The organism is Methylobacterium sp. V23, assembly GCF_002917135.1.
In the GTDB taxonomy this organism is placed as follows: Bacteria; Pseudomonadota; Alphaproteobacteria; order Rhizobiales; family Beijerinckiaceae; genus Methylobacterium.
Genome location: NZ_PDHT01000029.1, coordinates 40527 through 58614, shown reverse-complemented (window position 1 = coordinate 58614; position 18088 = coordinate 40527). Strand labels below are relative to the sequence as shown.

14 protein-coding genes and 1 tRNA gene are annotated in these 18088 nt (G+C 70.6%); 8 read left to right on the top strand and 7 right to left on the bottom strand.

Annotation, left to right across the window (positions count from 1 at the left end; all coding sequences use genetic code 11):
- Positions 1 to 95: 95 nt before the first annotated feature.
- Both CRT23_RS27965 and CRT23_RS28605 read left to right on the top strand, forming a co-directional pair.
- Complete coding sequence (locus CRT23_RS27965; protein ID WP_146056457.1) at positions 96 to 575, top strand: hypothetical protein; 480 nt, start codon at positions 96 to 98, stop codon at positions 573 to 575.
- Between the two features lie 423 nt (positions 576 to 998).
- A complete protein-coding gene (locus tag CRT23_RS28605; protein WP_181017426.1) occupies positions 999 to 1220 on the top strand; it encodes a hypothetical protein in 222 nt (73 codons plus the stop codon).
- Between the two features lie 267 nt (positions 1221 to 1487).
- Here CRT23_RS28605 and CRT23_RS29780 read toward each other — a convergent pair whose 3' ends face one another.
- The 3 genes from CRT23_RS29780 to leuC all read right to left on the bottom strand — a co-directional run bounded on the left by CRT23_RS29780 (position 1488) and on the right by leuC (position 3678).
- Positions 1488 to 1955: a DUF6538 domain-containing protein gene (locus CRT23_RS29780; RefSeq protein ID WP_348628881.1), complete on the bottom strand. Its 468-nt coding sequence runs from the start codon at positions 1953 to 1955 to the stop codon at positions 1488 to 1490.
- Between the two features lie 116 nt (positions 1956 to 2071).
- Positions 2072 to 2156: transfer RNA gene (locus tag CRT23_RS21790), tRNA-Leu, on the bottom strand.
- A gap of 106 nt (positions 2157 to 2262) precedes the next feature.
- A complete protein-coding gene (gene leuC / locus CRT23_RS21785) occupies positions 2263 to 3678 on the bottom strand; it encodes a 3-isopropylmalate dehydratase large subunit (RefSeq protein WP_055957062.1) in 1416 nt (471 codons plus the stop codon).
- Between the two features lie 239 nt (positions 3679 to 3917).
- On the opposite strand from leuC, the gene CRT23_RS21780 reads away from it, so the two are divergent.
- The 4 genes from CRT23_RS21780 to CRT23_RS21765 all read left to right on the top strand — a co-directional run bounded on the left by CRT23_RS21780 (position 3918) and on the right by CRT23_RS21765 (position 6920).
- Positions 3918 to 4883, top strand: coding sequence for a 2-hydroxyacid dehydrogenase (locus tag CRT23_RS21780; RefSeq protein ID WP_103711765.1), 966 nt, complete (start codon positions 3918 to 3920; stop codon positions 4881 to 4883).
- Positions 4880 to 5785: an AprI/Inh family metalloprotease inhibitor gene (locus CRT23_RS21775; RefSeq protein WP_103711764.1), complete on the top strand. Its 906-nt coding sequence runs from the start codon at positions 4880 to 4882 to the stop codon at positions 5783 to 5785. Before CRT23_RS21780 ends, CRT23_RS21775 begins: the two co-directional genes overlap by 4 nt.
- 71 nt (positions 5786 to 5856) lie before the next feature.
- Positions 5857 to 6714 carry a rhodanese-like domain-containing protein gene (locus tag CRT23_RS21770; RefSeq protein WP_181017425.1) on the top strand — a complete coding sequence of 286 codons (858 nt, stop codon included), beginning with the start codon at positions 5857 to 5859 and terminating at the stop codon, positions 6712 to 6714.
- Entirely contained in the window at positions 6711 to 6920 is a 210-nt protein-coding gene (locus CRT23_RS21765; protein WP_055957066.1) for a SlyX family protein, read from the top strand. The genes CRT23_RS21770 and CRT23_RS21765 overlap by 4 nt, the downstream gene beginning before the upstream one ends.
- Before the next feature lie 94 nt (positions 6921 to 7014).
- Here CRT23_RS21765 and CRT23_RS21760 read toward each other — a convergent pair whose 3' ends face one another.
- Positions 7015 to 8457 (bottom strand): NAD-dependent succinate-semialdehyde dehydrogenase, encoded by a 1443-nt coding sequence (locus tag CRT23_RS21760; RefSeq protein ID WP_103711770.1) that lies wholly within the window; start codon positions 8455 to 8457, stop codon positions 7015 to 7017.
- A gap of 288 nt (positions 8458 to 8745) precedes the next feature.
- On the bottom strand, positions 8746 to 9537 hold the full coding sequence (locus CRT23_RS21755) for a class II glutamine amidotransferase (RefSeq protein WP_055957068.1): 792 nt from the start codon (positions 9535 to 9537) through the stop codon (positions 8746 to 8748).
- 471 nt (positions 9538 to 10008) lie between these two features.
- Here CRT23_RS21755 and CRT23_RS21750 point away from each other — a divergent pair, with 471 nt between their 5' ends.
- Positions 10009 to 10401, top strand: a complete 393-nt coding sequence (locus tag CRT23_RS21750; RefSeq protein ID WP_103711763.1) for a response regulator — start codon at positions 10009 to 10011, stop codon at positions 10399 to 10401.
- Between the two features lie 139 nt (positions 10402 to 10540).
- On the opposite strand, the gene rpsU is transcribed toward CRT23_RS21750, so the two are convergent.
- Positions 10541 to 10855, bottom strand: coding sequence for a 30S ribosomal protein S21 (gene rpsU / locus CRT23_RS21745; RefSeq protein WP_055957071.1), 315 nt, complete (start codon positions 10853 to 10855; stop codon positions 10541 to 10543).
- A gap of 556 nt (positions 10856 to 11411) precedes the next feature.
- Between rpsU and CRT23_RS21740 the strand changes: the two genes are divergently transcribed.
- Complete coding sequence (locus CRT23_RS21740; RefSeq protein ID WP_103711762.1) at positions 11412 to 12893, top strand: PAS domain-containing methyl-accepting chemotaxis protein; 1482 nt, start codon at positions 11412 to 11414, stop codon at positions 12891 to 12893.
- A 25-nt stretch (positions 12894 to 12918) separates the two neighbouring features.
- Here the strand turns inward: CRT23_RS21740 and CRT23_RS21735 are convergent, their stop codons facing one another.
- Positions 12919 to 17784: an NAD-glutamate dehydrogenase gene (locus CRT23_RS21735; RefSeq protein WP_103711769.1), complete on the bottom strand. Its 4866-nt coding sequence runs from the start codon at positions 17782 to 17784 to the stop codon at positions 12919 to 12921.
- Between the last annotated feature and the right edge of the window lie 304 nt (positions 17785 to 18088).

Below are 18088 nucleotides of genomic sequence, written 5' to 3'. Positions count from 1 at the left end.
GGCCACCAACTACCTGGCTGCCGTCTGCATCGCTGCTACCGTCAGCTACTGGTTATGAGTCCCGAGCCTAGGGTGCATTTAAGGTGGGGTCAAACGTGACAATTAAGCAGAAATTTAATCAGCTGATGATGTCGGCCGCAAATCCAAGCGCACAAAATGCCTATTCACGGTGGGAGCCAATAGCCAAGAAACTGAAAATTTATGCTCAAATGTGTGTCGGAGTAATCATAGGCCTATCATTAATTGGGAAGTTTCTGATTGCTGCACTAGACGTTCCCGGATGGCTGTCCAATTCTTATCTTGCTAAAGTCCCGACACTGGAAGCTGTAGGTAACGGCCTCGCCTATTCTGCTGGTTTCGAGTTGGCTTACATGTTGTTTACCCCAGGACCGGACGAGGCTATCGAGCCAGTCATCTTGGGTCTGGCAGCTGCTATCCTGATCGTCATTTCTGACGCAAACACCAATTGGACAGACGCAGTGATACCGCCTGCCTTATGTTTTTCAATTGGACTACTATTTGTCGTCAAGCAAAGATTCATAAACAAACATAGAGAAGAGGGCGGCGACAACTAAGCTAAAATCCCCACGTCGACGCAACTTTCTCAAGCTGCTCCCTGAGCTGCTCAAGGCGATACCATGAGCCATACCCCTGGCCCACTGTGCGCGAGCCAGAGCCACCTATGTGGTTCTGGAACTCCTCAGACATGGCCGCGTGTCTCAGCCGGTCCCTCATAGCGTGCCGGAAAACGTGTGTCGTCTTGCCCAGCTTTAGGGTCCTAGAGAGCTACTTATTGATTGTTTGAGCGGCGCTGGTGGCCTTCACGTTGCTGTCCACGGCTTATCTGGGCGAACAGCCACCCGGAGCACTCGGAAGCCTGTACGGCCCTCTCTGCGGCCCATAGAGCCTCACCTACCAACGGCACCCGCCGTTCGCTGATGGTGTTCTTCAGAGTCCGTCCCCGAGCCACATGGGGTTGGATAATGATGTGTGGTCTCTTGGTTCAACGCCACGTCACCCACCCTCAGGCCCACAATCTCAGCAAGGCGAGCCCCGGTGTCAGCCTGAACGGCTACGATGTGGCGAATATCATCATCACGGCTTCGGCACGCCTTGGCGATTACCTGAAGCTCAGACAGGGTGAAGCCCTCGCGCTCCTCGACGTCCTATGCCCCCTTGGCAATCTGAAGGCGCTCAAAGGGGTTGCCGTGGGACCGTAGATCGAACTCGATGAGGCCCTCGTTGAAGATAGCCTTGATAGTATTAAGGCGTCGGCGTGCGGTGCCTGTCTTGTTGCCACCCTTCAGGAGCCCATCACGACAGCGTTGGCGTGCTCCCGGCGATAGGTGTTCAAAGGGAAATCACCTACAATCGAGTAGACGTGACCAACAGCCCTCTGTGCATCCCCGGCGAATCTCGGGAGGCGATCCTTGAGGTAGACCGCGTAGGCGTCGCTGAGAAGCACACGGGGCTTACCAAGTTCCTCCCTAAGGATGCGGACAGGCCTCATGCTCAATAGGGCTCCAAAAGGCCTTATGGGCCTCGGGTAGCATCCTTGAGTCGTGCCGGAGTTCAGCCCAGGCAATCCCGTGTCGCCTCTCGAGATAATCATCAAACACCTCGCCAGCGTCAGGCCCATGCATCAGTGGGTCACGCCTCAGGAGCGCACCACGAGACAGGCCTAGAGCGGCGATGAGAGCGTTAGCGGCTTCACGAACCTTGGGTGTAGTCAGGCGTGCCTGCTTGCCTTCCTCGGACCTCATAGAGGCCGACAGCGCATCGTCCTCAGCAGCGAGCTTTGCAGCCTTAGGTGCAGCTACAGATAGGTCTTGGGTGCCAAGGCTGATCCGGCGAAACTGTTTGCCCTCATAGTACGGGCGAAGGACTTCCGGGATGCGCCGATAATAAGCGAGCGGTCCACCCTTCTTCAGGGCTTTGACGTATCGGACTGTCACTAGGAGTAAGCCAGTATCAAGCAGGATCGTTAGCGCTGCAACACCCTGTGTATCACCACCAGGGTCGCCTATCGATGCCTAACTGCCTGCAATCACTGCGGAACCCGCCGAAGCGGTGGTGCCCAGGAAAGGACTCGAACCTTCACCTCTTGCAAGACTGGTACCTGAAACCAGCGCGTCTACCAATTCCGCCACCTGGGCTCGCCGGGGCCGCTCTGCGGCGCCGACGGGGTTTCGTTTAGGCGGGGTGGGGCCGGCCGTCAATCCGGATCGCAGCGGATTTTTCGGCCGGCCCGTCGATTGTGGCTCAGGCCTCGCGGCGCCACTCGCGGATGTCGACGAAGCGCCCGGCCACGGCCGCCGCCGCCGCCATGGCGGGGGAGACGAGGTGGGTGCGGCCGCGATGGCCCTGGCGGCCCTCGAAGTTGCGGTTCGAGGTCGAGGCGCAGCGCTCGTTCGGGCTCAGGCGGTCGGCGTTCATGCCGAGGCACATGGAGCAGCCCGGCTCGCGCCAGTCGAACCCGGCCGCCTTGAGGATCTGGTCGAGCCCCTCGGCCTCCGCCTGCTGCTTCACCAGGCCGGAGCCCGGCACCACCATGGCGGAGACGTTGGCGTGGACCTTCCGGCCCTCGACCATCTGGGCCACCGCCCGCAGGTCCTCGATGCGGCCGTTGGTGCAGGAGCCGATGAAGACCCGGTCGAGGGTGATGTCGGTGATCTTGGTGCCGGGGGTCAGGCCCATGTAGCTCAGGGCCTTCTCCTTCGACTGGCGCTTGTTCTCGTCCGCGATCCGCGACGGGTCGGGCACGGCGCCGGAGATCGAGACCACGTCCTCGGGGCTGGTGCCCCAGCTGACGATCGGCGGCAGGTTGGCGGCGTCCAGGCGCACCTCGCGGTCGAAATGGGCGCCCGCGTCGGTGACGAGGCTCTCCCAGTAGGCCTTGGCGCGGGCGAAGGCCTCGCCCCGGGGCGCCTTCGGCCGGCCCTCGACATAGGCGTAGGTGGTGGCGTCCGGCGCCACCAGGCCGGCGCGGGCGCCGCCCTCGATCGACATGTTGCAGATGGTCATCCGGCCCTCCATCGAGAGGGCGCGGATCGCCGAGCCGGCATACTCGATGACGTAGCCGGTGCCCCCGGCGGTGCCGATCTCGCCGATGATCGCCAGGATGATGTCCTTGGCCGTCACGCCCGGCGGCAGGGTGCCGTCGACGCTGACGCGCATGTTCTTGGCCTTCTTCTGCAGCAGCGTCTGGGTGGCGAGCACGTGCTCCACCTCCGAGGTGCCGATGCCGTGGGCGAGCGCCCCGAAGGCGCCGTGGGTCGAGGTGTGGCTGTCGCCGCAGACGATGGTCTGGCCCGGCAGGGTGAAGCCCTGCTCCGGCCCGATGACGTGGACGATGCCCTGGCGCCGGTCGAGGGCGTCGTAGAACTCGATGCCGAAGTCGCGCACGTTCTCGGCCAGCGCCTCCAGCTGGATGCGGCTCTCCGGGTCCTCGATGCCGAAGCGGCGGTCGGAGGTCTGCACGTTGTGATCGACCACCGCGAGGGTCTTCTCAGGGTGGCGCACCCGGCGCCCGGCCACGCGCAGGCCCTCGAAGGCCTGGGGGCTGGTGACTTCGTGGACGAGGTGGCGGTCGATGTAGAGAAGCGTGGAGCCATCGGGCTCGACATCGACGACGTGGTCGTCCCAGATCTTGTCGTAGAGGGTGCGCGGCGCTGTCATGGCGTGGCTGTTCTGGTTGTTCGTCGGGAAACGGAGTGCGGTGTCCCTTTAGTAGTGTTCCAAGGCGCGCAGCGAAAGTGGGGACCCGACTGCGCCGGGCGGATGGCAGCCCGGAGGCGCCCGCATGGGGCCGGGCGCGGGTCGCTCAAGGTCACTGGACCGGTCCGGAGCCGCGGCCTAAAGCTGTCGGCACGGAGCCCCGAGGCTTCCGCCAGATCCCGATCGTCACCGAGACCCCCATGCCGCCCATCGACATCCTGATGCTCAAGGCGATGCATCCCGACGTCATGGACGCCGTCGCCGCGCGCTTCACCCTGCACCGGCTCGACACCGTCCCCGATCCGCAAGCCTTCCTGGCCGAGACCGGCCCGCGCATCCGCGGCCTCGCCACGGGGGCGCAGGCGCCGGTGGACCGGGCCCTGCTGGCGCGCCTGCCCGGCCTCGAGATCGTCGCGAGCTTCGGCGTCGGCTACGACACCATCGACACGGCGGCGGCGGCCGCGCAGGGCGTGGTCGTCACCAACACGCCGGACGTCCTCACCGACGAGGTCGCCGACCTCGCCCTCGGCCTGCTGCTGGCCACCGTGCGCCAGATCCCCCAGGCCGACCGCCACCTGCGCGCCGGGCACTGGCCGCAGCGGACCTACCCGCTGACCCCGACCCTGCGCGGCCGCACCGTGGGCATCCTCGGCCTCGGGCGGATCGGCCGGGCCATCGCCCGGCGCCTGGACGGGTTCGGCGTCGCCATCGCGTATCACGGCCGCCGGCCCCAGGCCGACGTGCCCTACGCCTATCACCCCACCCTGCTCGGCCTCGCGGAGGCGTCCGACGTGCTCCTGGTGGTGGCCCCGGGCGGGCCGGAGACCAACGGAATCGTCGACGCGGCGGTGCTGGAGGCGCTGGGGCCGCAGGGCCTCCTCGTCAACGTCGCGCGCGGCAGCCTCATCGACGAGGCGGCGCTGATCCGGGCCCTCCAGGCCGGCACCATCCTGGGGGCCGGCCTCGACGTCTTCGCCCGGGAGCCGCACGTGCCGCCCGCGCTCGTGGCCATGGACCACGTGGTGCTCCTGCCGCATGTGGGCTCGGCCTCGGTCGAGACCCGGGCCGCCATGGGCCGGCTCGTGGTGGACAACCTCGTCGCCTGGTTCGACGGACGCGGCCCCCTCACCCCGGTGCCGGAGACGCCCTGGACGGCCCGGGCATGATCCGCGCGCGCCTCACCGCCGCCCTCGCCCTGGCGCTGGCGACATCGGCCCTCGCCCGGGAAGCCGCCCTCGCCCAGGACAGCGCCCCGGTGCAGGAGTCCGCCCGGCCGCAGGAGGCGCCCGCGCCGGCGGCCGCCGCACCCGAGCAACCGTTCGTCGCGAGCCTGCCCCGCGACATCGCGGGGGTGCCGGGCACCTGGGACCTGTCGCGGGACGGCAGCACCCGGCGCTGCGTCCTGACCCTGTCGGGCGTGAGCGGGCCCGCCGGGCGGCGGCTGTCCTTCCCGGCCGGGTGCCGCCGGGCCCTGCCGATCCTCAACCACATCGCCGGCTGGCTCTTCGCCGACGGCAACCTGCGCCTCGTCGACAAGGACGTCCGGCCGGTGCTGCAGTTCAGCACCCGCGTCGATGCCCGCAGCCTCGTGGCCGCCGCGGCCGACGAGCATTTCAGCCTGGTGCCGCTCCAGATCGTCGCGATGGTGCCGCCGACCGACGCGGTCCCCACCAGTCCCGGTGCCGGCTACGCCGGGGGCGGCGATGCCGGAGCCGGCAGCGCCGCCCCGGATGCGCGCAGCGCCGCGGCGCCCGCGGCCGTGCCCGCCGGCGAGGGCCCGGCCCCCGGTTCCTACGCCCTCGACCGCTACCGTGAGCAGGACGTCTGCCGCATCGAGCTGACGCCGGGCACCGCGCCGGCGCCGGTGCGCATCCTCGACAATTGCCGCGACGGCGGCCTGACGGTGTTCGACCCCGTCTCCTGGCGCTTCGCCAACGGGCACCTGACCCTGAACGCCCGCCGCGGCCACATGGTGAACCTGGTGGCCGCCGGGGACGGGCGCTGGCGCCGCGACCCGGAGGTCGGCACCACCTTCGTGCTGCGCCGGGTCGATCCCGCCGCCCCGTGAGCCCTGTCCCGTAGACCCTGCCCCGTAGACCCTGCCCCGACCCCCTGTTCCTCGCCCGCCGATCGCCCCCGATGCCGCTGACCGTCGCCGCCCTGTACCAGTTCGTCGCCCTGCAGGACGTCGCCGCCCTGCAGGCCCCCCTCGAGGCCCTGTGCGCGGAGCTCGGCCTCACCGGCACCCTGCTGCTGGCGCCGGAGGGCGTGAACGGCACGGTGGCGGGCCCGGCCCCGGCGATCGAAGCCTTCCTGGTGGCGCTGCGCACCGGCCCGCTCTTCGGCGGCCGGCTCGCCGAGCTCGACTGCAAGTGCTCGCAGGCCGAGGCGCCGCCGTTCCGCCAGCTCAAGGTCCGGGTGAAGCGCGAGATCGTCACCTTCGACGACGGCGCCACCGATGCGGCCACCGGCGCCGGCACGCCCGTGGCGCCGGAGGCCTGGAACGCGCTGCTGGAGACGCCGGGCCTCCTGCTGATCGACACCCGCAACGCCTTCGAGGTGGCGCTCGGCAGCTTTCCCGGTGCGGTCGATCCGGGGATCACCCGGTTCAGCGACTTCCGCGCCTACGTCGACGGCCTCGACCCGGCGGCGCATCCCCGCGTGGCCATGTTCTGCACCGGCGGCATCCGCTGCGAGAAGGCAGGCGCCTACATGCGCGCGAAGGGCTTCGCCGACGTGCGACACCTCGCAGGCGGCATCCTGCGCTACCTGGAGACGGTGCCGGACTGCGAGAACCGCTGGACGGGCGACTGCTTCGTCTTCGACGGCCGCATCGCCCTCGGCCCGGCCCTGGTCGAGCGGCCCGACCACGCGCCCGAAACCCTGATGTCCGAATCCCCGATCTCCAAGACTCCGAGCTCCAAGACTTCGGTCTCCAAGACCCCGATCTCCAAGCTCAAGATCCCCGAGACTCCGATCTCCGAGACGCCGCGATGACCGATCTCTCCGCCCGCATCGACGCCCTGGAGATGCGCCTGACCGAGCAGGACGTGGTGATCGACGACCTCAACACCACGATCACGGCCCAGTGGCGCCAGATCGACGCCCTCACCCGGCAGATGGCCAAGCTGGTGGAAGAGGTCGAGGCCGCCGCCAACCGGCCGGGCTCGGGGGCCCCGGAGCCGCCGCCGCCCCATTATTGAGGGGTGATTGTCCTCGCCGGCGCGCCCGCGGCAGCGACGACCCTCCCCCCTCTGCGGGGGAGGGTCGAACCGCGATCCCGGAGCCGTACGCCCCCTACCCCCCGACGCGCGCCTGGCTGACGAACTTCGTGGTCAGGTAGGCCTCCAGGGCCTCCGAGCCGCCCTCGCTGCCGTAGCCGGAATCCTTGACGCCGCCGAAGGGCGTCTCCGGGAAAGCGAGGCCGTGATGGTTGATGCCGACCATGCCGCTCTGGACCCGGGCCGCCACCTCGACGGCGCGGGAGGCCGAGCGGGTATAGGCGTAGGCGGCCAGGCCGTAGGGAAGCCGGTTGGCCTCCGCATAGGCGTCCGCGTCGTCGGAGAAGCGCTGGATCAGCGCCACCGGGCCGAAGGGCTCCTCGTTCATGATCCGGGCGGTCAACGGCACGTCGCAGAGCACGGTCGGCTCGAAGAAGTTGCCGCGGTTGCCGATGCGCTTGCCGCCGGTGCGGAGCGCGGCGCCCTGCGCCACCGCGTCGGCGCAGAGGGTCTCCATCGCCTCCAGGCGCCGGGCATGGATGAGCGGTCCCATGGTGGTCTCGGGGTCGAGCCCGTCGCCGACCCGGCGGCCCTCCGCGAAGGCGACGAAGCCATCGCGAAAGCGGTCGTAGACGGCCTCGTGCACCAGCATCCGGGTCGGGGCGACGCAGACCTGGCCGGCATTGCGGAACTTGTTGGCGCCGAGCACCGCCACGGCGGTGTCGACGTCGGCATCCTCGAACACAATCGCGGGCGCGTGGCCGCCGAGCTCCATCGTCGCCCGCTTCATGTGCCGGCCCGCCAGCGCGGCGAGTTCCTTGCCCACCGGGGTCGAGCCCGTGAACGACATCTTGGCGATCACCGGGTGCGGGATGAGGTAGCCCGAGATCGCGGCCGGGTCGCCGTACACCAGGGAGAGCACGTCGCCCGGGACGCCGGCATCGAGGAAGGCCCGGATCATGGCCGCGCAGCTCGCCGGGGTGTCCTCGGGTCCTTTCAGGATCACCGAGCAGCCGGCGCAGAGGGCGGCCGCCACCTTGCGCACCGCCTGGTTGATCGGGAAGTTCCAGGGCGTGAACGCCGCCACGGGGCCGACCGGCTCGCGCAGCACCATCTGCACGACGCCGTCGGCGCGGGCCGGGATGATCCGGCCGTAGGCGCGGCGGCCCTCTTCCGCGAACCAGTCGGTGACGTCGGCCCCCGCCAGGATCTCCACCCGGGCCTCGGCGAGGGGCTTGCCCTGCTCGAGGGTCATGAGGCGGGCGATGTCCTCCACCCGCGCGCGCAGGAGGTCGGCGGCCCGGCGCAGCACCTTGGCGCGCTCGTAGGCCGAGACCTTGCGCCAGGCGGCAAAGCCCCGCTCGGCCGCCGCCAGCGCCCGGTCGAGGTCGTCGCGCGTCGCCACCGCCAGGGTGCCGAGGGTTTCGCCGGTGGCCGGGTTCAGCACCGGCAGGGTCTCCGAGCCGGACCCGTCGGTCCAGGCCCCGGCGATGTGCAGCGTCACGTTCGGATACGTCATCGGCGGCTCCCGCATGGCCATGATGCCGGGTTGTCCGCCCTTCAGGCGCGGGCCGCAACCCACGTCGGGGGATGGCTGGGTCGACGGCCGCGTGCCGCCATCACGCCGAGCCGACCGGACCTCCCGTCTCCCGGGCGATCCGATCGCGGATGCCACCCAGCCGTCATTCCGGGACGCCGCAGGCGATTCCGGAGCCGGAGGGGCGCGCCGGCAGCGTGCGCTCCCGAGCCGCCGACGGTTTCAGGGCCGCCGCGCTCACGGAGGCCACCGTGAGAGCGGCGGCTCGCGTCAGGCGGCGATGCGCTCGGCCACCGCTTCGGGGCCGGTGAGGGTCACCGGGCCGCCGCGGCGGGCCTGGAGCGTGCCGCCCTTGGGGACGACCTTCCAGCCGTCGCGGCAGCCGTCGATCGGCTCGGAGACGACGACGAGGCCGGTCTCGGTCTGGCGATAGTAGAGGCTCGGGGGCGAGCCGTCGCAGGCCCAGCGATAGGCCGTCAGGGTCTCGCCGTCCGTGACCACGGCGGTGAAGCGCAGGGGCTCGGTGGCCTCGGCCGCCCGCATCAGCTCGCGCACGGTGGCCAGCGTCCGGGCCATGGCGCCGATCGGGTCCTCGGCGAGGCCGTTGGCCAGGGCGAGGAGGAAGATCGCCTCGGAATCCGTGGTGCCGCGCCGGTCGTCGTAGAGCGCGTCGGGGATCAGCGCCTCGATCCGGCGCTTGATGCGGTGATAGCCGCCGATCTGGCCGTTGTGCATGAACAGGTGGCGGCCATGGGCGAAGGGGTGGCAGTTCGCCCGGGTGGTGGCGGTGCCGGTGGAGGCCCGCACATGGGCGAAGAACATCCGCGCCCGCACCTGCTGGCACAGGTTGACCAGGTTCTCGTCCGACCAGGCCGGGCAGACGTCGCGGTACAGGCCCGGATCGACCCGCTCCCCGTACCAGCCGATGCCGAAGCCGTCGCCGTTGGTTTCCGTCTTCGCCTCGGCCGCATGGAGCGACTGGTGGACCAGCGAGTGCGTCGGTGCGCAGACGAGGTCGGTCAGGAAGACCGGCTCACCGGAATAGGCGAGAAAGCGGCACATGACGGACAAACACCCCCTGATCTCAACGACGCGACCGACCCGGTCGCCGCGCTTGGGCGGCGTCCGTCTCGTGCAACCTCTTCGATCCCCACGCCCCCGACGGTCAGCCTAACGTGGTGAACGCATGGTTAACATCCACCGCGGTCCCGGCCTTGCGCCGAGCCAGCCATGCAAGAGGCGCACCGTCTCGGACCCGGGCGAGTCCGGCGGGCGGCGGCCTGCGGGGCACTCATCATGCGAGCCCGGCGGGAATGCGGCGCCGGAACCGATCATCGATGCGGGAACCGCATAGCCGGAACAACGATTCGAACTCTTGCCCCCTGTACCGTGGCGGCGCAGCATCACTTCGAGAGAATCAGTACCCCGAAAGGATCAGGCCGGGCCGGACACGGCTGGCCTGTGCCCGCGTATCGCGTCCCGCCCGTCCATTCCCCGCGTTCGCCACGCCCGATGCCCGATTGAGGAGACTTCATGGATTGCTCACACGCCCCCTGCCCGATCGCCCTCGTGGTCGAGGACGATGCCGATGTCCGCAACCTCGCGACCGCCGTCCTGGAGGAAAGCGACCTCGACGTCATCGCCTGCGACACGGCCGAGGCCGCGATCTCGGTGCTGGAGCGCTCCGGCGGCAACGTCGCCCTGCTCTTCGCCGACGTCCGGCTGGGCGCCGGCATGGACGGGATCGCCCTGGCGAGCGCCGTCGAGCGGCGCTGGCCGGATGTCCGCGTCGTCCTCACCTCCGGCGGCGACGCCCGCGGCGGCGAGGCCCTGCCGGCCCAGGCGGTCTACATGCAGAAGCCCTGGCGCGCCCTCGACGTGCTGGTCCAGGCCGAGCACGCGACGGTGGCGGCCCGGGCCGCCTGACGGTTCTCGCCCGCCTACGAAAACAGCCCGGCCGCTGAGCGACCGGGCTGTTTTCGTAGGCGGTGACGGGCGACGGGCGCGATTTCGCGCTGCCGTCGTCCGCCTGGATTCCGTGCGCGGAAATTCCGCGCGGCTGGAGTCAGGCGTTGCCGGCGGGCGGCAGCACGGTCGGAGCGGTCGGGGCGAACGGCGAACCGCCCGGACGACGCGGCGCACCGGCACCGAAACGGGGCTTCGGCTTCGGCGCGGCGATCAGGCCCTCGCGGATCGCGGTCTTGCGGGCCTGCTTGCGGGCGCGGCGCACGGCCTCGGCCTTCTCACGAGCCTTGCGGACGGAAGGCTTCTCGTAGGCCTTGCGCTGCTTCATCTCGCGGAAGATGCCCTCGCGCTGCATCTTCTTCTTCAGGACGCGGAGGGCTTGGTCGACGTTGTTGTCGCGAACGAGTACCTGCAACGGTTTCAATCCTCTGAAACGATGTTTGTTGGGCGGCGCCGACCCTGAGACCCTCCCGGAGCCCCGCGACGCGAACTGCAAAACGTCCCGGACCCAGGATTTCACCCGGGCGGGACGTCCGTCAGACGGCCTCGAATCGGCGCAGAAACTGCACTTGGGGCAGGCTCATACACCAACCGCCCGCGAGTTCCAACACGCCTTGCCGCGGCCGGGGCGCATTATCGCGGCGGCGGCGGGACAAACCGCGCGTCCTGTCGCCCCCGGGACGCACGCAGCACCGGGCGCGCCTGCCCCAAGGATTCCGAAGTGGTCGCCGACGTCCGGTGCGGCAATGATGGGCGCTCCATAAGATGAAGCGCGCCTTCCCGAGGTTTCGCGCGGAGAACCTGCTACGTGCGGGGCGCGAATGGTTGCCCAATCGTCGGCCGGATTGCGCGGATTTTCCGATCTTTAATGTTTGTGTCGCAGTTTCTCTGCGCAGCAGGCAGGATCATCCGGTGCGACGATCGAATGCTGCGACCTGAACCCGTCCGGGGTTCTGATTCTGGGGCGTTCGATGCTGGGTCTAAGGAAGAAGTCGGCCGCCGAGACGGACGCGAAACTTGCGGCCCTCGACAAGTCGCAGGGCATCATCGAGTTCAACCTCGACGGCACGGTGATCAGTGCCAATCCGAACTTCCTCGCCGTCATCGGCTACGACCTGGCCGAGATCCGCGGACAGCATCACAGCCTCTTCGTCGAGCCCGCCCAGCGCGACACCGCCGCCTACGCCGCGTTCTGGGCCAAGCTGCGTCGGGGCGAGTACGAGGCCGCCCAGTACAAGCGCGTCGCCAAGGGCGGGCGCGAGGTCTGGATCGAGGCCTCCTACAACCCGATCCTCGACGGGGCCGGCAAGCCCTACAAGGTGGTCAAGTTCGCCACCGACATCACGCAGCAGAAGAGGCAGGACGCCGACGTGCAGGGCCAGCTCGCCGCCCTGCACAAGGCCCAGGCGGTGATCTCCTTCAACCTCGACGGCACCGTCCTCGACGCCAACGCGAACTTCCTCGCCGCCGTCGGCTACACCCTGCCGGAGATCGTCGGCCGGCATCACCGGATGTTCGTGGAGCCCGGCGAGCGCGACAGCGCGGACTATGCGGAGTTCTGGGACCGGCTGCGCCAGGGCACCTACCAGGCCGCCCAGTACAAGCGCGTCGCCAAGGGCGGGCGCGAGGTCTGGATCGAGGCCTCCTACAACCCGATCCTCGATGCCAGCGGGCACCCCTACAAGATCGTCAAGTTCGCCACCGACATCACCGCGCAGGTGACGCTCCTCAACGACCTGCGCCGGCTGATCGCCCAGAACTTCGGCGAGATCGACGGCGCGGTGCTGCTCACGAACAGCCAGACGCGGGAGGCCGACGCGGCGGCGAGCACCACCTCCAGCAACGTCCAGACCATGGCGGCGGCCTCCGAGGAACTCGCCGCCTCCGTCGCCGAGATCTCGCAGAGCATGGCCCATTCGCGGGTCGCCACCGAGGCGGCCCAGGGCCAGGTCGTCGCCGCCGCCGAGGCGACCCAGAAGCTGACCCAGGCCGCCGGCGCGATGAGCGGCATCGTCGGGCTGATCCAGACCATCGCCGGCCAGATCAACCTGCTGGCGCTCAACGCGACGATCGAGTCGGCCCGGGCCGGCGAGGCCGGCCGCGGCTTCGCGGTGGTGGCCCAGGAGGTGAAGAACCTCGCCAACCAGGCGGCCCGCGCCACCGAGCAGATCACCGGCGAGATCGACAACGTGCAGGCGGTGTCCAAGCAGGTCGGCGAGTCGCTCCAGACCATCCAGCTTTCCGTGACGCAGATGCGCGACTACGCCATCAGCACGGCGGCGGCGGTGGAGGAGCAGAGCGTCGTCACCCAGGACATGTCGGGCAACATGCAGCACGCCGCCAGCGCGGTCGCGGCGATTTCGCAGAACATCCAGGCGATCGGCCAATCGATCGGCCAGGTCTCCCGCGCGGTGGAGACCACCAAGGACGCCGCCCGGGTCCTCGCCCGCTAGAGGCCGCCCGCCCCCGCGCCGACGCTCAGCCCTGGGCCGGCGCCCCCTTGGGACGCGCCAGGTCGGCCAGCAGGCTCGCCGCCACCGTCGCCTTGGAGACCGTGAGCCCCGAGGCCGTCACCGCCTCCAGGGTGGCGCGGGCATGGTCGAGGGCCGCGCCGCGGCTCCGGCTCCAGGCCGTCACCGCCTCGGGCCCGGCCCCCACCGTGCCGACGACCTCGGCGGTGAGCCGGCGGTGGGCGGTGGCGATGGTGGAGACGGCCCGCTCAAGGGCGATGCGGTCGTAGGTGTCGCCGGTGGCGACCGCCCGGGCGGCCGCCGCGAGTTCGGAGAGCCGGAGGGCCCGGTCCAGGGCGAAGTGGGTCGCGGCGATGTCGGGCATCGCGCCGCCGCCGGTCTCGGCGATCCGGACGATGTCGGGGGCCGAGGTCAGGGCGGTGAGCGCTGCGAGGCGGCGGGCCGGCGCCGCGGCCATGCCGAGGCCGACGAGTTCGGCCTCGCGCGCGGCCAGCTGCCCGTTCACCGCCTCCCCCATCACCTCCGGCAGGGCCGCCTGCAGGGCGCTGATGCCCTCGCGGTAGCGGGCGACGATGGGCGCGACGCCGCCCGAGAGGTCGAGGTTGCGCAGGAACCAGACGATCCGGCCCACGAGCAGGTCCTGCACCTCGGCGTAGAGGGCGATCTGCGCCTGCCCGGCGATGGCGCCGGCCAGCCCGTCGACGGCGAGGTTCAGCTCCATCAGGCCGTAGGCGTCGCGGGTGATGGCGTAGGCCTTGGCGATGGCGCTCGCATCGGCGCCGGTCTCCTCCACGAGGCGGGTGACGAGGGAGGGCCCGCCGCGGTTGACGATGATGTTGGAGAGCGCGGTGCTGATGATCTCCCGGCGCAGGCGGTGGCCGTTCACCGCGTCGGGGAATTGCTGGCGCAGGGCGGCGGGGAAATAGCGCTGCAACTCCCGGTCGAAATATGGGTCGTTCGGCGCCGTGCTGGCCAGGAGCGCGTCGTAGAGGGCGAGCTTGGCGTAGGCGAGGAGCACCGCGTATTCCGGCCGGGTCAGCCCCTCCCCCCGGCGCATCCGCTCGGCGATGGCGGCATCGTCCGGCAGCAGCTCCACGCCGCGGTCCAGGCGCCCCTCCGCCTCCAGGGCCTGCATCGTCCGCATGGCGAAGCCCGTCTCGGGCAGGCCCCGGTGCTGGGCCAGGGAGAGCGCCAGGGTCTGGAGCTGGTTGTTGCGCAGCACCAGGGCGGCGACCTCGTCGGTCATCGCCACCAGGAGGGCGTTGCGGGCTTGCCCGTCGAGGCGGCCGTCGCGCTCCGGGGTCATCAGCGCGATCTTGATGTTCACCTCCACGTCGGAGGTGTTCACCCCGGCGGAGTTGTCGATGGCGTCGGTGTTGAGGCGGACCCCGTTGCGGGCCGCCTCGATGCGCCCGCGCTGGGTCGCCCCGAGATTGGCGCCCTCGCCGATGACCTTGGCCCGGACCATCGCGCCGGTGATGCGCACCGCGTCGTTGGCCCGGTCGCCGGCCTCCTCGTCGGATTCCGCGGCGGCGCGGATGTAGGTGCCGATGCCGCCGAACCAGAGCAGGTCCACCGGCGCCTTCAGGATCGCCTGCATCAGCTCCGCCGGCGTCGCCGCGTCCTGGGCGAGGCCGAGCACCGCCTGGATCTCGGGCGAGAGCGGGATGGTCTTCAGGCTGCGGGCGTAGAGGCCGCCGCCGGGCGAGATCAGGCCGGCGTCGTAGTCGCGCCAGGAGGAGCGGCCGAGGTCGAACAGGCGCCGGCGCTCGGCGAAGCTCGCGGCCGCGTCGGGGTTCGGGTCGAGGAAGATGTCGCGGTGGTCGAAGGCCGCCACGAGGCGCAGGGCGCGCGACAGCAGCATGCCGTTGCCGAACACGTCGCCGGACATGTCGCCCACGCCCGCCACCGTGATCGGGTCGCTCTGGGTGTCGATGTCCATCTCGCGGAAGTGGCGCTTCACCGCCTCCCAGGCGCCGCGGGCGGTGATGCCCATGCCCTTGTGGTCGTAGCCCTGGCTGCCGCCCGAGGCGAAGGCGTCGCCGAGCCAGTGGCCGCGCTCGGCCGAGAGGGCGTTGGCGATGTCCGAGAAGGTGGCGGTGCCCTTGTCGGCCGCCACCACCAGGTAGGCGTCGTCGGAATCGTGCCGCACCGTGTCGGCCGGCGGCACGATGGCGTCGCCGACGATGTTGTCGGTGAGTTCGAGCAGGGTCCGGATGAAGATCCGGTAGCTCTCGGTGCCCTCGGCCATCCAGGCCTGCCGGTCCGAGGCCGGGGGCAGGCGCTTGGGGAAAAAGCCGCCCTTGGCGCCCACCGGCACGATCACGGCGTTCTTCACCTGCTGGGCCTTCACCAGGCCGAGCACCTCGGTGCGGAAATCCTCCGGCCGGTCGGACCAGCGCAGGCCGCCGCGGGCGACGTAGCCGAAGCGCAGGTGCACGCCCTCGACCCGGGGCGCATAGACGAAGATCTCGAAGAACGGGCGCGGCAGCGGCATGCCGCTGACCTTGGCGCAGGCGAACTTGAAGGCGATGGCCTCCCGACGTCCGCCGCCCGGGGCGACCTGGAAGAAGTTGGTCCGCAGGGCCGCCTCGATCAGGTTGACGAAGCGGCGCAGGATGCGGTCCTCGTCGAGGCTGGTCACGGCGGCGAGGTCCGTCTCGATCCCGGCGCGGATCTCGGCCTGGGCCGCCTCGCGGTCGCCGGGGGCAGCCGGGTCGAACCGGGCCCGGAACAGCGCGACCAGGGCGCGGGCGACGCCCGGATGCGCGCTGAGGGTGGCGGCGAGGTAGTCCTGGCCGTAGCGGATGCGGAGCTGGCGCAGGTAGCGGCCGAGGGCGCGCAGCAGGGCGACGTCGCGCCAGGGCAGCTCGGCCTCCAGCACGAGGCGGTTGTAGCCGTCGGATTCGGCGAGCCCCGTGCCGAGCGCCAGGAGCGCCTCCTCCAGAAGGGTCTCGAGACGGCCGAGATCGATGGCCGCGCCGGTGGCGCGCTCCAGCAGCATGTCGTGCAGCCAGACCCGGCCGGCCTCGTCGGCCCCGGGGGGCAGGATGCGGTAGGTCCGCTCGTTGACGACCCGGAAGCCGAGATTCTCGAGCACCGGCACCCGCTCGGACAGGGAGAGCGACGCGCCCCGCGAAAACACCTTCAGGCGGATCTGCGCCTCCGGGTCGGCGGCGCGCCGGCCGATATCGGCCGCCCGGGGCCGCTCGGGGCTGAGGCGCTCCAGGGTCATGATGTCGGCGATGGCGACCGCGGGGGCGAAGCTCTCGCGATAGGCCGCCGAGAAGGCCTCGCCGTAGCGGGCGGCCAGGATCCGGGCTTCCGCGCCGTCCAGGGTCTCGGCGAGGGCCGCCCGCAATTCGTCGCCCCAGGTGCGGACCAGGGCGGCGATGCCGGCCTCCAGGGCAGCGGGATCGCGCTCGGGCGCGCCGGATTCGGGCAGGCCGATGATGACATGGGTGCGGGCGAGCGGCCCGTCCGGGAAGTACGGGTAGGCCGCCGAGACCCGGCCGCCGTATTCGCTGGCGAGGTAGGCGCCGATCCGCGCTCGCACGGTGGAATCGTAGCGGTCCTTCGGCACGTAGACGAGGAGCGAGACGAAGCGGCCGAAGCGGTCGGGCCGCGACAGCACCCGCAGGCGCGGCCGGTCGGCGAGGTGGGCGATGGCGAGGCTGAAGCGGTAGAGCCGGTCGGCATCGATCTGGAACAGGTCGTCGCGCGGGTAGGTCTCCAGCACGTCGAGGAGGCCGCGCCCCGCATGGCTCGTGGGATCGAGGCCCGCGCGCAGGGCCACCTGCGCCACCTTCTCGCGCAGGTACGGGATCTCCCGCGTCGGCAGGGTGTAGGCGCTCGCGTTGAACAGGCCGACGATGCCGACCTCGCCGGTCAGGCGGCCGTCCGCGCCGAACAGCTTGCAGGCGATGTAGTCGAGATGGGCGGCCCGGTGGACCCGGGACTTCACGCTGGCCTTGGTGATGATGAGGGCCTGCGGGCCCTCGAGGAAGGCGCGGATCTCCGGCGTCATGTCCACGAGGGCGCCGCCGCGCCGGAGCACCGCCACCGCCGGATCGCGCAGCAACCCCAGGCCCGAGCCCTCCACCAGGGCATGCTCCGCCCCGGAGAGGCTGTGCTCGCGCAGGCCCAGCACCGTGAAGTGCCCCGCGCCGAGCCAGGTAAGGAAAGCGCGCGCCTCCGCGACCTCCTCCGAAGGCAGGGGCGGCGGGGCGGCGGCGTAGGCCGCCGCGAGGCCGGCCAGCCGGCTGGCCATGGCGTCCTGGTTGTCGGTGGCCAGGGCGACGTCGTGGAACACGCGGGCCAGGCCCTCGACGAGGCGGGTGCGGGCCTCGCCGGCATCGAGCCGGTCGAGATGGATGTGGATGAAGCTCTCCCGCGCGAACCCCGCCTGCGTGTCGGCGGTGGTCTCCCCCACCACCCGGACCAGGGCGCCCGCGCCGTCGCGCTCGACGCCGAGGATCGGGTGGGCGACGAGGTGGGGCGCCAACCCCTGCTCGGTCAGCTCGGCCAGGGCGGAATCGAGCAGGAACGGCCGGTTGTCGTTGACGACTTCGACGATGGTCAGGTCGCGCATCCGTCCCTCGCGCAGGACGGCGCGGTCACTGACGGACAGGTTGGCGGCTGCGCCCGGATGCCGGGGCGCGGCGAGGTGCCCCCGGGCCGCCAGGGCGAGATCGGCGAGATCCTGCGCCGTGTAGGGCGCGAGGTCCTCGGGGGGCACGCGCCCGAACAGGTCGGTGACGAAGCCGCCGGGGCCGCCCTGCGCCGCGACCCGGTCGGCCGCGGCGCCGAGAAGGTCCGTGCGGGCACCCCGGGCCTCGGGGCTGGACAGGGCGGCGTTCCGTTCCAGAGCCATGGTCATCGTGTCCTTGCGGCGGGCGTCGGCGCGCTCGCGCGGGGCTGGCCCCGCTCCCGGCAGGCCGCGGCGGCGTTCGGGCGGGGCCGGCCCGTTAGGCGGAGGGAGGCGGGGGGACGGGGGCTGGATCGCATCGTCGGGTCGCCGATCTCTCTGCCGGCCCGCGATTCGCCCGCGGTGGCCGCCGCGCCCCACTTGAGCATCGGCCTCCGGCTCTTGCCAGGGCCGGACGGCCGGATCGGGCCCGGGCGGCTACGACCGGCGGTCGATGTCAGGCTTTGTGGGCCGCGCGCGGCACGGGTGC

Bases quoted from the DNA above. Each gene is read 5' to 3' on its own strand.
- CRT23_RS21755 (WP_055957068.1), bottom strand. From the start codon at position 9,537: ATGTGCCGCTTTCTCGCCTATTCCGGTGAGCCGGTCTTCCTGACCGAC.
- CRT23_RS21780 (WP_103711765.1), top strand. From the start codon at position 3,918: ATGCCGCCCATCGACATCCTGATGCTCAAGGCGATGCATCCCGACGTC.
- CRT23_RS21765 (WP_055957066.1), top strand. From the start codon at position 6,711: ATGACCGATCTCTCCGCCCGCATCGACGCCCTGGAGATGCGCCTGACC.
- CRT23_RS21775 (WP_103711764.1), top strand. From the start codon at position 4,880: ATGATCCGCGCGCGCCTCACCGCCGCCCTCGCCCTGGCGCTGGCGACA.
- CRT23_RS21770 (WP_181017425.1), top strand. From the start codon at position 5,857: ATGCCGCTGACCGTCGCCGCCCTGTACCAGTTCGTCGCCCTGCAGGAC.
- CRT23_RS21735 (WP_103711769.1), bottom strand. From the start codon at position 17,784: ATGGCTCTGGAACGGAACGCCGCCCTGTCCAGCCCCGAGGCCCGGGGT.
- CRT23_RS21740 (WP_103711762.1), top strand. From the start codon at position 11,412: ATGCTGGGTCTAAGGAAGAAGTCGGCCGCCGAGACGGACGCGAAACTT.
- CRT23_RS21760 (WP_103711770.1), bottom strand. From the start codon at position 8,457: ATGACGTATCCGAACGTGACGCTGCACATCGCCGGGGCCTGGACCGAC.
- leuC (WP_055957062.1), bottom strand. From the start codon at position 3,678: ATGACAGCGCCGCGCACCCTCTACGACAAGATCTGGGACGACCACGTC.
- CRT23_RS21750 (WP_103711763.1), top strand. From the start codon at position 10,009: ATGGATTGCTCACACGCCCCCTGCCCGATCGCCCTCGTGGTCGAGGAC.